Raw genomic sequence first — 14,077 nt, 5'->3', positions numbered from 1 at the left:
AACTTGCCGTGATCGGCGAACGAGCTTCTACATCAAAGTTGCACCGCAATATAGTCAGAAATGTTGATGGGTAATACTTCGATGGGCAGGGTGCGGCCGCCGTGAAGCGCGCCGGACCAGCGCGGCCTTTTATCTGCGACATAACACTCGGCGCAGCGCGGATGCGAAAGCAACCGCCAGACCGCGTCCCTCGGGCAAGTCTTGGCTGCATCGACCATCATCGGTGCCGTGCCCGGCTTGCCAGTGCCGTTGGTAGGCGCCAGCAAAACAGCATGGCAGCAGCTGTCAGCATGATGGGAATATTTCATGCAAAGGTCACCTCCTTCGACAAGGGCAGTGTCCGGATGCGCTTGCCCGTCAGTGCGAAGATGGCGTTGGCGAGTGCCGGTGCCGCCGGCGGCGTGCCGACTTCGCCAACGCCGCCCATCTTGTGAAAATTCTCCAGGATGGCGACTTCGAACGCCGGACACTGGGAGATGCGCATGGCGTCGTAGTCATGAAAATTCGACTGCTCGACCATGCCGTCGGCGAAAGTAATCTCCTGACCCATCGCTGCCGACAGGCCGTAGATGGCGGCGGAGATGAGTTGCGCCTCGATGATATCAGGATCGAGCGCGGTGCCGACATCGGCGGCGATCCACATCTTCTCGATGCGGATCCCGGACGGCGTGTCGGCGACCTGGACGATCTCGCCGACCCAACTGCCGAAGGACAGCGTGAACGCCATGCCCTTGGCCTTGCCGGCGGGCAGCGCCTCGCCCCACTTCGCCATTTCGGCGACCTTCTCGACCACCTTCACCGCTGCCGGATAGGCAGCCATCAGCGTCTTGCGCAGTTCGACCGGATCGGTTTTCCCGGCGGTGGCGATCTCGTCCATGAAGCCCTCATGAAAGAAGCCGTTGATCGAGCAGCCGACCGATCGCCAGAAGCCGACCGGGATGGAGGCGGGCGCAGCAATGCCGCTGACCCGGTAATTCGGGATGGTGTAGGGCTGGTCGAAGGCCCCATCGACAATGGACTTGTCGGGGCCAAGCGGCGGGATCGAGGGAAACAGCCGGCGCAAGGTGCTGGCTATCGGCGATGGCGAGGCGATTGTCATGTCGACGGCGACCGGTATGCCGTCGTTGCCAAGCCGCGCCTGGAATTTGCCGACCGAAGCCGGCCGGTAGGCGTCGTGGCGCATGTCCTCCTCGCGCGTCCAAATCACCTTGATGGGCCGGCCTGCCGTTTCTTTCGCCATCAGCGCGGCACAGAGCGCATAATCCACCTCGATACGTCGGCCGAAGCCGCCGCCCATGAAGGTGGTGTGGACGCTGACCTTGTCCTGCTCAATGCCGACAGCATTGGCGCAAAGCTGCCGCACCAAGGTCGGCGCCTGGTTGCCGCACCAGATGTCGAGGACGCCGTCCTTCAGCCGCGCCGTGGCGTTCATCGGCTCCATCGTCGCATGTGCCAGATAAGGCACCGCATAGTCGGCCTCGACGATCCTTTCGCGCAGCGCGTCGGCGAAAGCGGTATCGACATCGCCATCATCGCGCATCACCGACCCTTTGGTGCCGAGCGCCTGCTTCAGCACCTCGGAAATGCCGGCGCTGTCCAGCGGATATTCGGGATCGGCCCATTCGGCGTCGATCGCCTCCGCCGCCTTGAACGCCGCCCAGGTGTTTTCGGCGATGATGCCGAAGCCGTGGCCGTAATTCGTGTCGATCGGCACGATCTTGATCACGCCAGGCATTTTCTCGGCGTTGGAGAAATCCGCCTTGACCGGCTTGGCCCAGAAGCGCGGGCTCATCTTGACCGTGCCGTACAGCATCTCCGGCAGCGTCACGTCGATGCCGATCGGCGCCCCGGTGACCTTGGCCAGCATGTCGATGCGTCTTTGCGGTTTGCCGAGCAGTTTCCAGTCGGCTTTGTCTTTGAGCCTGATTTCCGCGGGCGGCGCCATCGTCCCAGCGGTCGCAGCGACCGCGCCATAGGTCAGCGACTTGCCCGATGCCTTGTGCAGGATCGAGCCGTTGGCCGTTTCCAGATCGGCGGCAGCTATACCGAGCTTTTGCGCGGCCGCTGCAATCAGCATCTGCCGCGCGGCGGCGCCTGCCTGCCGCATCTTGCCGAAACCATCGAGCGTCGATGTCGAACCGCCGGTGCCTTGCAGAGCGAGGAATTTTCCGGCCACGCCCATGCCGGCGCGCACTATTTCCGCGGTCATGCTTTCATCGAAGAAGGCGAACGGACCGCCCTCTTCCAGGATCGCCGCATTGAAATAGGCGTAGGAGGCCGGGCCGTGCTCGACCTTGATCTGGTCGAGCCCGACATCGAGCTCTTCGGCAACCATGGCAGCAAGCGTCGTCGATATGCCTTGGCCCATCTCGGCGCGCGGCGCGACGATGGTGATGGTGTTGTCGGCGCCGATTTTCACATAGGGGTTGAAGGTCGCTTCATCAGCCGCGAGGTCGCCTTCCAGCGGATTCGGAAAAGGCTTGCGATAGTAGTAATAGCCGACGGCGACGCCGCCCGCGATGGCAGCGGTGCCGATGAGAAACGTGCGGCGGGCGATCTTTCCGACACTGGCCATGGTCAGATCCCCGCCGTCTTGAGCACGACCGCCCGTTTGATCGCCGCACGGATCTTCGGGTAGGTGCCGCAGCGGCAGAGATTGCCGCCCATGGCATCGTCGATATCGGCATCGGTCGGATCGTCAACCTGGTCGAGCAGCGCCACCGCGCTCATGATCTGGCCGGCTTGGCAGTAGCCGCACTGGGCGACCTGCTCTTCCAGCCATGCCTGCTGTACCGGATGCAATCTGCCTTCGGTGCCGATGCCTTCGATCGTGGTGACCGCGCCGGTGACCTCACCGACCGGCAATGAACAGGAGCGCACCGGCTGGCCGTCGACATGCACCGTGCAGGCGCCGCAGGCGGCGATGCCGCAGCCGAACTTCGGCCCGGTCTTGCCCATGAGATCGCGCAGCGCCCACAGCAGCGGCATTTCGGGATCGGCATTGACGTCGAATGCCTGCCCGTCGACGGTGAGGCGCATGGGGATACCCTTTGTTGTCGTCCACAGCCCGGGCAGGCCGGTCGGCCATTCGCCCTTATACATCTTGACAAATTACGTCATTTTGTCAATAGAGCTTTTGCAGGATAAAGTCGCGCCATGATCGAGATCGAGGACATCGCCACCGACCCCAAGCGCGCCCGCATTCTGGACAGCGCGATGAAGGTGTTTCTGGCCTATGGTTTCGCCCGCACCACCATGGACGACATTGCGCGTGCCGCCGACATGTCGCGGCCGGCGCTTTATCTCCAGTTCAAGAACAAGACCGATATTTATCGCGCCATTGCGTTGATGCTGCTCTCCCGCTCGCTCGAGCAGGCGAAAACGGCACTCGCCGGCGAAGAACCATTTGCCGAGCGCACGATGCGGGCCATCGACGAAGCGCTGATCTCGATGACGCGCACCGTCCACGCCTCGCCGCATGGCGCCGAACTCCTTGACATGAAATCGAGTCTCGCCGACCTGATCGGCTGCTGGCGCAGCCGGTTTGCCGAGCATATTGCCGCAGCGATCCAGAGCGAAGCCGGACGCAATGGCGTCGATCTCACCGCCAAGGGCTTGTCGGCAAAATTGCTGGCCGACATGCTGCTCGACGGGCTGGAAGGCATGAAGATGCGCATCAGCGATCCGGACGAGCAGCGGCGGGCTGCGGCCGCGCTGATCAAGGTGATTGATCTAGCCTTGCAAAAAAACTGACAAACAAAACGACTCAGGCTCGGCGACGCGCTGCCTCGGGCTTCTTGCGTGCTGCAAGGAACTCCTTGACCCGCCGGCCCGGTGCCGGACCACGCATCGGCTTGAAGCCGTCGTCGAGCTCGCCTGAGAGGTCAAGCGTCGGCTGCTTGCCGACGGCGTCGTAATTCTCCTCCAGCCAGTCGCTGGCGGCAGTGCGGCCAAGGTCGCGCAGATAGTTCAGAAACGCCCATTCGGCATTGACCTTGGACGATGCCGACAGGTCCTTGAATGCCTCGTCGGCATCGATGCGGTGCATGCGGATGTCGCGGTATTCGCCATGCGGCAGCCGGCCGGCGGCAATCAGCTCCTTGATGAAGGCGATCGAGCGGAATTCGCGCAAGAGTCCGGCGTTGAAGGTGATCTCGTCGATGCGATTCTGGATTTCGTTGGCGCTCTTCGGCGTCCCCTCGCGGACCACCGGATTGATCTGCACCAAAAGCACGTCCTCGGTGGCAGTCGTCTTGAAGAACGGGAACAGCGCCGGATTGCCGCCATAGCCGCCATCCCAGTAGGGCACGCCCTTGATCTCGACGGCGCGGAACAGCTGCGGCAGGCAAGCCGACGCCATCACCGTGTCAAGATCGATCTCGCCATCGGAAAAGACGCGTAACTGCCCGGTCTCGACATTGGTCGCGGAGATGAACAGCTCCATCGATTTGCAGGCGCGCACATTGCCGAAATCGATCTCCTGTTCGATCACGTCGCGCAGCGGGTTGAGGCCGAGCGGGTTGGCGACATAGGGCGAAAACACCCGCGACATCGTGTCGAAAAACAGATAGCCCGGCGTGTTCTCGATCGACCAGTTGCCCCAGGCGACGTCCCACGGCATGCGCTGCACCGGGCTGAACCGGCCCTTCCGCGCCACCGCGCGCCAGAAATCGTCGAGCTTCTGCCGCGCGCCCTCGACGCCGCCGCGGACGAAGCCGTCGGCCAGCGCCACCGCGTTCATGGCGCCGGCGCTGGTGCCCGAAACCGCCGCGATGTCGAGCCGTCCGTCCTCCAGCAGCTGGTCGAGCACGCCCCAGGAAAAGGCGCCGTGCGAGCCGCCGCCCTGCAGCGCGACGTTGATCTTCTTGGGCTCCTCCGCCTTGCCGTTTGTCGTCATGGCGTTGTCCTTGATCTAGAGAGCCATTGGATGGATCACTGCGCGGTCCAGCCGCCGTCGACCGAGATTTGCGTGCCGTTGATCTGCGCTGCCGCATCCGAGCACAGGAACACCGCGGCAGCGGCAACTTGCTCGACCGTGACGAATTCCTTGGTCGGCTGTCTGTCGAGCATGACCTCTTGGACCACCGTGTCGCGGTCCATCTTGTTCGCCTTCATCTGGTCGGGGATCTGCGCCTCGACCAGCGGCGTCAGCACATAGCCGGGACAGATGGCGTTGCAGGTGATCTTGTCGCGCGCCAGTTCCAAAGCGACCGTCTTGGTCAGTCCCATGATGCCGTGCTTGGCCGCAACATAGGCCGATTTGAACGGCGAGGCGACCAGCCCATGGGCCGAGGCGATGTTGACGATCCTGCCGCCGCCGGCTTCTCTCATCAGCGGGATGGCGGCGGCGATGGTGTGAAAGGCCGACGACAAATTGATGGCGATGATGGCGTCCCACTTCTCGACGGGAAATTCTTCCACTGGCGCGACATGCTGGATGCCGGCATTGTTGACCAGGATGTCGACCGAGCCGAAGCTCTCGGCTGCCTTTGCGACCAGCGCCCGGCATTCGGCCGGCTTCGACATATCTGCCTTGATGTAGACAGTCTTCACGCCGTGATGCCTGGCGATCGCATCGGTGACGGCCTGGTCGTCGGCCGTGTCTGAAAAGGAATTGACGACAATGTTGCAGCCATCGGCCGCGAGCGCATGGGCGATTGCCAGGCCGATGCCCGAGGTGGAACCGGTGACGATGGCAGTTTTTCTGCTGGGCAAGGCGAAATCCTTCATTACGGCGCTAACGGACCATATTGCAGTGCAGCATAAATGTCTGGTGTGGCGCAAAAATAGCGGCACTCAGTGGCGATGACATGAAATTTTTGTCATGAAAGAGGACACCCTCACTCGAAGCTGTGCGCCTGACACTAGTGCGAAGACAGGTTTTGCAGTGCGAAGACAGTTTTGTCAGCGATCCCCGGAAGTCACTTCAGGGCGCTCGTGAGATTGCGTTTCGGGATTTGTCATCTGGCTGATGAAAAGACGCAGAGCTTTCCGTACGGCGAGCGATGGCGGCTCGGACGGATGCCACTCCGGGAAATGACCATCGATCGCCATGCGTGCCAGGCCGTAGACAAATGCGCGGGCGGCAAGCACCAGATGATCGAAGTCGGTGTCCGGGACAAGCCGACCTTGTTGTTGCGCTTGGGTCAGCAGGGCGATCATTTTCCGGCGAACGGCTTCATTCTGATCACGAAGACTGTCCGACGCGTCGAAATCGATCAGCGTCCGAGAACTGATGATCTGGAAATGCGTGGGATTGCTGATCGCCCACTCCAGATAGCCTTGCCCGATCGCTTCGAAGGCCACAATGGGATCTGCGCTGCCGACTTTGGACTGTGCATCGGCAACGGCCTCGGTCAGCCGGTTCATCGCCTGTTCGGCGACGGCGGTCAGCAGTGCTGATTTCGAGCGGAAATGCCGGAATGGCGCGCCGGGCGAAACGCCGGCACGTTTTGCCGCCTCGCGCACCGAGACATGCTCTGCTCCGCGCTCTTCTATGATCTCTACGGTGGCAGCGATCAAGGCCTCGACCAGATTTCCGTGATGATAGCGCTTGGGGTTGGCGGCTTCGCCGTAATCCGTGGGGCTGGTCATGCCTGCCAATAGCACGACGCCGATATGTAATCACTGATTATTTTCTTGCGTCCAGGCGTTTCATATGTAATCAGTGATTACAACATCAATGGAGGTTACCATGCTTCGCATCATCGCAACGACTGCCCTTGCTTTCTGTTTACTGTCGCTCGGGTCTGCCCAGGCCGAAGATCGGCCAACCCTGCAAATCGTCTGGCCGGCGGCCGGTTCGGTCATCGAACTCGGCAATGACCCAGAGAAGGCGATAGGCGTCGTCGTCAGCAGCAACTTCACGCTTCTGCCAGCGGGTGAATGCGACGGCGTCAGCCAATGCGGCCATTTGCATATGAAGATCGATCCCGCCGGAGATACCTGCAACATCCCCGGCAAGCCGTACAACAGCATGAACAGCGACTTTGGCGGCGATCTTGTCAAGGCTCGTTTCGGCCATTGCCCGGATGCCGCCGGCAAGCATGTGATCGGCGTCCTACTTGCCGATGATCATCACAAGCCCATTCTCGTCGACGGCAAACCCGTTACGGCTCTGGTGACGGTGACAACGAAATAGCGCGGGTCGGGCGGCACTCAGCCTCATTCGAGCGGAGATTTCTGATACGGCCTGCTGATGAGAGATTTCGGCCGGGCTTGGTCTGGCCGGCGATCACGACATCGTGTCGAGCTTGCGCTGCATGGCGGCGATCTGTTCCTTCAGTTCCTGAAGGTCGTCGGGCTTTTCCGACGTCTCTTTCCTGGCCGGCTCCGCCGGCGCTGCGGAAGTGCCATTCGAGCCTGCGGGTGGGCCAGCGGGTGGGAATGGCGTGAACAGGCGCATGGCGTTCTGGAACATTTCCATATTGCGGCGCGTCTGCTCTTCCAGCGCCTTGATCGGCGTGGTGATCTTCATCATGTCCAGCGGCGACTTGCCCAACGCACCCTTCATCTGCTCGCGGAAGCGTTCCTGCTCCTTTGAGAAGGCGATCATCGACTGTTCGAGGAAGCTCGGCACGATCATCTGCATCTGGTCGCCGTAAAAAGCGATCAACTGGCGCAGAAACGGAATCGGCAGCATGTTCTGCCCTTCCTTGTTCTCCAGTTCAAAGATGATCTGGGTCAGCACCGGATGGGTGATGTCGTCGCCGGTCTTGGCGTCCTGGACGGTGAACTCCACGCCCTTCTTGACCATTTCGGCAAGGTCCTCGAGCGTCACATAGGTGCTGGTGCCGGTGTTGTAGAGGCGGCGATTGGCATATTTCTTGATGATAATCGGTTCGTCTTTCGCGGCCATCAGCATCCTCCCGGGACACCGGCGCACTTGAGGTAAGCTGCCGGTAACGATTGCGCCTTTTCAAGGATATGCGCAAAAGCGTCACAATTCCAAGCGGTTTGTGCAGTGCGGCATCAATTAATGCTGCACGGCGGGCTAAAAATGCTGCGCAGCAATGGGCCGGCTGTATCCACCACGATGCGCAACCTGCTTGCGGCGCATGGCCGGTATGCCCATTTCCGGTTTGACTTGGATGATTGAAAGGGCAAGAAAAGCCCTGACCATACAAACTGCGATACCAAAACCTCGATACCTCGAAGTGTGGAGAAGAACATGTCCGCTGCCATCGTTGTCGCCAGTGCGGCGCGCACGCCCGTCGGTTCCTTCAACGGCGCCTTCGCCGCCACGCCGGCGCATGAGCTTGGTGCCGTCGTCATCAAGGAGTTGCTGTCCCGTGCCGGTGTCGAGCCGGCGGAAGTCGACGAGGTCATCCTCGGCCAGGTGCTGACCGCGGCTCAGGGCCAGAACCCCGCCCGCCAGGCATCTATCGAAGCCGGCCTGCCAAAGGAAACCACCGCCTGGGGCCTCAACCAGGTTTGCGGCTCAGGTCTGCGCGCTATTGCTCTCGGTATGCAGCAGATCGCGACAGGCGATGCCAAGGTGATCGTCGCCGGCGGGCAGGAATCGATGTCGCTGGCCCCGCACGCTCAACACCTACGTGCCGGCGTCAAGATGGGCGACTACAAGATGATCGACATCATGATCAAGGATGGGCTGTGGGATGCCTTCAATGGCTACCACATGGGCAACACGGCCGAAAACGTCGCTCGCCAGTTCCAGATTACCCGCGAGGACCAGGACCAGCTCGCATTGGCCTCCCAGAACAAGGCAGAGGCCGCGCAGAAGGCCGGCAAATTCAAGGACGAGATCGTGGCCTTCACCGTCAAGGGCAAGAAGGGCGACACCATTGTCGACCAGGACGAATATATCCGCCACGGCGCCACGATGGAGGCCATGACCAAGCTGAGACCGGCCTTCGACAAGGACGGCACGGTGACCGCCGCCAATGCCTCCGGCATCAATGACGGCGCCGCCGCCGTGCTGCTGATGACCGAAGCCGAAGCCGCAAAGCGCGGCATCACGCCGCTGGCGCGCATCGTGTCCTGGGCGACCGCGGGTGTCGATCCGCAGATCATGGGCACCGGGCCCATTCCCGCCTCGCGCAAGGCGCTGGCCAAGGCCGGCTGGTCGGTCGGCGATCTCGACCTGGTCGAGGCCAACGAAGCCTTCGCCGCCCAGGCCTGCGCCGTCAACAAGGACATGGGCTGGGATCCGTCGATCGTCAATGTCAATGGCGGCGCCATCGCCATCGGCCACCCGATCGGCGCCTCCGGCGCCCGCATCTTCAACACGCTAGTTTACGAGATGCGCCGCAGAAGTGCCAGGAAAGGTCTCGCCACGCTGTGCATCGGCGGCGGCATGGGGGTCGCCATGTGCGTGGAAGCGCTGTGAAGTCATCTGCAAAGCGCCGTGAGGACGGAGCGAGCAAGCCGTGAAACAGTCGGTGGCGAACAGGCTCCGCCGTTAGAGCGTTCCCCTTTCGCCGCCCGCCGATCGAGAAAAAGGGAGGATATTATGACAAAGGTAGCACTCGTCACCGGTGGGTCGCGCGGTATTGGCGCCGCGATTTCGATCGGCCTGAAAAACGCCGGCTATCAGGTCGCCGCGAACTACGCCGGCAATGACGAAGCGGCGCAGAAATTCAACGTGATGACCGGCATTCCGGTCTACAAATGGTCGGTCGCCGACTACGATGCCTGCGCCGCCGGCATCCAGCAGGTCGAGGCCGATCTCGGCCCGGTTTCCGTTCTGGTCAACAATGCCGGCATCACCCGCGACGCCATGTTCCACAAGATGACGCGCGAGCAATGGAAAGAGGTCGTCGACACCAATCTTTCCGGCGCATTCAACATGACGCACCCGCTGTGGGTCGGCATGCGCGACCGCAAGTTCGGCCGCGTCATCACCATCTCCTCGATCAATGGCCAGAAAGGCCAGACCGGCCAGGTCAATTATTCGGCGTCGAAGGCCGGCGATATCGGCTTCACCAAGGCACTCGCCCAGGAAGGGGCGCGGGTCGGCATCACCGTCAATGTCATCTGCCCCGGCTACATCGCCACCGAGATGGTCAGGGCGATGGACGAGAAGGTGCTCAATGAGCGCGTCATCCCGCAGATCCCGGTCGGCCGCCTCGGCGAGCCGGAAGAGATCGCACGCTGCGTCGTCTTCCTGGCTTCCGACGATGCCGGTTTCATCACCGGCTCGACCATATCAGCCAATGGCGGCCAGTATATCACCTGAGGCGTCATGTCACCTGAGGCGTCGGCCTGTTGCCGGGGACTGTTGCAGCCCGCTGCGGCAGCGCTATGCCATGGGAGAGGCTTGAACCAGGCCGTTTTGCATTGCTGGCAGCCTGGTCAGCGACTGCGCCGACCGATGGGCGTGACGCCGATTTGTGCCGAAGCGGCACGCAAAGGTTAACGGCGGCCGTGCGGCCTGTGCAAAACCCTGTTCCCCGCCTGTGGATAACAGGTGGAATACCTGTTCACGATACTACATATGGGGGTGAACAAACCGGGAAACATGCTCCGGCGCCGATTCGTCGCCGTTTCGTTCCGGCTTTGAGCGCAGAGTTAAACGACAAAGGCTGAAAAACATCCCCAAATGGTTAAGGCGCGTTAGGAAAGATTAATTATTTCAAAATGTTGGATGACGCCGGCCGACCTGCGTCGATCGTTCAGCGGCAAAGGTTAACGGCGACGTCAGCCCTGCATGAAACGGGCCAGTTCGGCGATTCAGCATGTGGTGAGACTCGCAGGCGAGAAATCCAGATGTAGCCGTGAACAAACCCTGAATCTGCGCGAGTCAGCGATTCGTAGCCGATTCGTTCCAGACTCGTTCCAACTGTTAAATCGGAACGGCGGAACGGCATTTCGACGCCGACGGAAGGCTTCGAGCTGCCATCGGAATATTCTGCTTTCGCTTCACGCCCAAAATCCCTATGTGTCGGCTGTCACCCGCGCCACCACGGGGCGCGCTCCCGACAACGCGAGGCAGAGAGCCTTAAGTTCCAGGTCGATGAACATCCAGCCGAAACACACTGAGCCACTGATCCTGTCAGGCCGCGACGTGACCGCTGTGCTCGGGCCGACCAACACCGGCAAGACCCATCTCGCCATCGAGCGCATGGTGGCGCATGAAAGCGGCATTATCGGCCTGCCGCTCAGGCTGCTCGCCCGCGAGGTCTATTCACGCGTCTGCGAGAAGGTCGGCGCTCACAAGGTGGCGCTCATCACCGGTGAGGAGAAGATCCAGCCCGATGGCGCCAGATATTCGGTCTGTACCGTCGAAGCCATGCCGCGCGAGACTGACGCCGCTTTCGTCGCCGTCGACGAGGTCCAGCTGGCCGGCGATCTCGAGCGCGGCCACATCTTCACCGACCGCATCCTGCATCTGCGCGGCCGCCAGGAGACGCTGCTGCTCGGCGCAGCGACCATGCACGGCATCCTCCAGCGTCTGCTGAAGGGGGTGTCGGTGGTGACGCGGCCACGGCTGTCGCATCTCGCCTATGCCGGCTCCAAGAAGCTGACCCGCCTGCCGCGACGTACGGCGATCGTCGCCTTCTCCGCCGACGAGGTCTATGCCATCGCCGAACTGATCCGCCGCCAGCAGGGCGGTGCGGCAGTCGTGCTCGGCGCGCTATCGCCGCGCACCCGCAACGCGCAGGTGGAGCTGTTCCAGTCGGGTGATGTCGATTATCTGATTGCCACCGATGCGATCGGCATGGGCCTCAACCTCGATCTCGATCACGTCGCCTTCGCCCAGAACCGCAAGTTCGACGGCTACCAGTATCGCAACCTGACGGCGGCCGAGCTCGGCCAGATCGCCGGCCGCGCCGGCCGCCACTTGCGCGACGGAACTTTTGGCGTCACCGGCCAGGTCGATCCACTGGACGAGGAACTGGTCAAGAAGATCGAAGCGCATGATTTCGACCCGGTGAAGGTGCTGCAATGGCGCACCGCGCGTTTCGATTTCGCCAACCTCGACGCGCTGAAGCGCTCGATCGAGACCAACGCGCCGGTTGAAGGCCTGACGCGCGCGCTGCCGGCGGTCGATGCGCAGGCGCTCGAACATCTGTCCCGCGACGAGGACATCCGGACGCTTGCCACCGACGCCAGGCGCGTGGCGCTGTTGTGGGAGGCCTGCGCCCTTCCCGATTACAGGAAGATCGCCCCGGCTCAGCATGCCGACCTGATCGCCTCGATCTACATGGACCTTGCCAGGCATGGCCATGTCGATGAGAATTACATGGCCGAGCAGGTGCGCCGCGCCGACACCACCGAGGGCGACATCGACACGCTGTCGCACCGGATCGCCCAGATCCGCACCTGGACTTTCGTTTCCAACCGGCCCGGCTGGCTGGCCGATCAGGCACACTGGCAGGAAAAGACGCGCGAAATCGAAGACAGATTGTCGGATGCGCTGCATGAGCGGTTGACGAAACGCTTCGTAGACCGCAGGACTTCCGTCCTCATGCGGCGCCTTAGAGAAAATACCATGCCTGAAGCCGAAATCAGTCCAACCGGAACCGTCCTCGTCGAAGGCCATCATGTCGGCGAGTTGCAGGGGTTCCGCTTCACCGCGGACCAAAGCGCCGGCGGCGAGGACGCCAAGGCGGTGCGCACAGCAGCCCAGAAGGCGCTTGCAGCCGAATTCGAGGCGCGGGCCGAACGCTTCGGCGCCTCGGCCAATGGCGACATCGCGCTCGGCTCCGATGGCACGCTGCGCTGGATCGGCGCGCCGATCGGCACGCTGGTCGCAGGCGACGAGCCGTTGAAGCCGCGCCTGGTGCTGCTGGCCGACGAGCAGCTCACCGGTCCCGCCCGCGACAAGGTCGCGGCGCGCGCCGAGCGCTTCGTCAATTTCCAGATCGAGTCGCTGCTGAAGCCGCTGGTCGACCTCAAGAACGCCGAGCAGATCACCGGCATCGGCCGCGGCATCGCCTTCCAGCTCGTCGAGAATTTCGGGCTCATCAACCGCCGCGACATCGCCGAGGAGATGAAGTCGCTCGACCAGGAGGGCCGCGCCGCCCTGCGCCGGCTCGGCGTGCGCTTCGGCGCCTACCACGTCTTCGTGCCGGCGCTGATCAAGCCGGCTCCGGCCGGACTGGTGACGCTGTTGTGGGCGCTGCAGAACGACGGCAAGGACAAGCCTGGCTTTGGCGACGTGGTTCACGCGCTGGCCTCCGGCCGCACCTCGGTGGTCATCGATCCAACCTTCGACAAGACCTTCTACAAGCTGGCCGGCTACCGCAATCTCGGCCGTCGCGCGGTGCGCGTCGACATCCTCGAACGGCTGGCCGACCTGATCCGGCCAGCAACCAACTGGAAGCCGGGCCTCGGCCAGCGCCCTGACGGCGCCTATGATGGTCAGTCCTTCATGGTGACGCCGCCGATGATGTCGATCCTCGGCGCCACGGCCGACGACATGGAAGAGATTCTGAAAGGCCTCGGCTACCGGGCCGAGCCGAAGCCGGCTGTCGAGGTGAAGGCACGGCTCGAGGCACAGGACAATGCCGCGCGCGAAGCCGCCGCGGCCAAGCAGGCGGCGGAAGAACAAGCCGAACAGGCCAAGGCAGCTGAAGCCGCGATTGCCGACGCAGCCGCCGAGGCGCCGGCCGACAGTTCTGAGCCGGATGCAGTGGCAGAAGCCACGGCGGAGGCTCTCGCGGAACCCGCTGCCGAAGCGGAACCTGTCGCAGAAGCTCAGCTGCAAACTCCGCCTGAGGTCACGGTAGAGGCACTGCCTGCAGCTGAAGCCGCAGTTCGAGAGGCAGCACCCGAAACCGCCGAGGTTGAGGTCGCACCGGCGGAGCCGGCTTCCGAAGCCTCGCCCGCAACGGCAGCAGTCTCGGCCGAACCTGCCGCGGCGGTGGAAGCCGCCATCGGCGAGGCTGCTCCAGAGGCCGAGAAAGAGGCAGAAGAACCAAAACCCATCCTGTTGTGGCGGCAGGGCCGCTTCGACCAGCGCCCACGCCACCGCCACCACGACAACCGGCCCCGTGACAGGGACAATCGCCCGCGCAGCGGACAAGCCGCGCGCGATGGCCGCAGCAACGCGCCGGCAGAGGCCGGGCAGCAGGCCGGCGCTCCAGGCGACCGGCCCGCCCGTGACGGACGC

At 62.7% G+C, this 14,077-nt stretch carries 12 protein-coding genes; 5 read left to right on the top strand and 7 right to left on the bottom strand.

Annotated features, from left to right (window positions below):
- Positions 1 to 32: 32 nt before the first annotated feature.
- The 3 genes from X738_RS47125 to X738_RS47115 are packed head-to-tail and all read right to left on the bottom strand — an operon-like array spanning position 33 to position 3,039.
- Positions 33 to 308 carry a hypothetical protein gene (locus X738_RS47125; protein WP_023797015.1) on the bottom strand — a complete coding sequence of 92 codons (276 nt, stop codon included), beginning with the start codon at positions 306 to 308 and terminating at the stop codon, positions 33 to 35.
- Positions 305 to 2,575, bottom strand: coding sequence for a xanthine dehydrogenase family protein molybdopterin-binding subunit (locus X738_RS47120; RefSeq protein WP_023797014.1), 2,271 nt, complete (start codon positions 2,573 to 2,575; stop codon positions 305 to 307). Before X738_RS47120 ends, X738_RS47125 begins: the two co-directional genes overlap by 4 nt.
- Positions 2,576 to 2,577: 2 nt before the next feature.
- The gene (locus X738_RS47115; protein WP_023797013.1) at positions 2,578 to 3,039 is read right to left on the bottom strand and encodes a (2Fe-2S)-binding protein; all 462 of its coding nucleotides are present in this window, start codon (positions 3,037 to 3,039) and stop codon (positions 2,578 to 2,580) included.
- Positions 3,040 to 3,156: 117 nt separating this feature from the next.
- Here X738_RS47115 and X738_RS47110 point away from each other — a divergent pair, with 117 nt between their 5' ends.
- Positions 3,157 to 3,753, top strand: a complete 597-nt coding sequence (locus X738_RS47110; RefSeq protein WP_023797012.1) for a TetR/AcrR family transcriptional regulator — start codon at positions 3,157 to 3,159, stop codon at positions 3,751 to 3,753.
- Positions 3,754 to 3,766: 13 nt separating this feature from the next.
- Here the strand turns inward: X738_RS47110 and X738_RS47105 are convergent, their stop codons facing one another.
- From X738_RS47105 to X738_RS47095, 3 genes are all read right to left on the bottom strand, one after another.
- The gene (locus tag X738_RS47105; RefSeq protein WP_023797011.1) at positions 3,767 to 4,897 is read right to left on the bottom strand and encodes a patatin-like phospholipase family protein; all 1,131 of its coding nucleotides are present in this window, start codon (positions 4,895 to 4,897) and stop codon (positions 3,767 to 3,769) included.
- Between the two features lie 35 nt (positions 4,898 to 4,932).
- Positions 4,933 to 5,730 (bottom strand): 3-hydroxybutyrate dehydrogenase, encoded by a 798-nt coding sequence (locus X738_RS47100; RefSeq protein ID WP_031254060.1) that lies wholly within the window; start codon positions 5,728 to 5,730, stop codon positions 4,933 to 4,935.
- A gap of 174 nt (positions 5,731 to 5,904) precedes the next feature.
- Positions 5,905 to 6,594, bottom strand: coding sequence for a TetR/AcrR family transcriptional regulator (locus X738_RS47095; RefSeq protein WP_023797009.1), 690 nt, complete (start codon positions 6,592 to 6,594; stop codon positions 5,905 to 5,907).
- Positions 6,595 to 6,694: 100 nt separating this feature from the next.
- On the opposite strand from X738_RS47095, the gene X738_RS47090 reads away from it, so the two are divergent.
- On the top strand, positions 6,695 to 7,141 hold the full coding sequence (locus X738_RS47090; RefSeq protein ID WP_031254057.1) for a hypothetical protein: 447 nt from the start codon (positions 6,695 to 6,697) through the stop codon (positions 7,139 to 7,141).
- A gap of 93 nt (positions 7,142 to 7,234) precedes the next feature.
- Here X738_RS47090 and phaR read toward each other — a convergent pair whose 3' ends face one another.
- Positions 7,235 to 7,858, bottom strand: coding sequence for a polyhydroxyalkanoate synthesis repressor PhaR (gene phaR, locus X738_RS47085; protein ID WP_023797007.1), 624 nt, complete (start codon positions 7,856 to 7,858; stop codon positions 7,235 to 7,237).
- A 312-nt stretch (positions 7,859 to 8,170) separates the two neighbouring features.
- Here phaR and X738_RS47080 point away from each other — a divergent pair, with 312 nt between their 5' ends.
- From X738_RS47080 to X738_RS47070, 3 genes are all read left to right on the top strand, one after another.
- Entirely contained in the window at positions 8,171 to 9,349 is a 1,179-nt protein-coding gene (locus X738_RS47080; protein WP_023797006.1) for an acetyl-CoA C-acetyltransferase, read from the top strand.
- 123 nt (positions 9,350 to 9,472) lie between these two features.
- Positions 9,473 to 10,198: an acetoacetyl-CoA reductase gene (gene phbB / locus X738_RS47075; RefSeq protein WP_023797005.1), complete on the top strand. Its 726-nt coding sequence runs from the start codon at positions 9,473 to 9,475 to the stop codon at positions 10,196 to 10,198.
- Between the two features lie 777 nt (positions 10,199 to 10,975).
- A partial coding sequence (locus X738_RS47070) for a helicase-related protein (RefSeq protein ID WP_023797004.1) occupies positions 10,976 to 14,077 on the top strand: 3,102 nt, incomplete at its 3' end.

Origin of the sequence: Mesorhizobium sp. L48C026A00 (genome assembly GCF_000502375.1) — a bacterium.
Classification (GTDB): Bacteria; Pseudomonadota; Alphaproteobacteria; order Rhizobiales; family Rhizobiaceae; genus Mesorhizobium; species Mesorhizobium muleiense.
The sequence above is the reverse complement of the archived record's forward strand: the minus strand, read 5'-3'. Positions and strand labels throughout refer to the sequence as shown.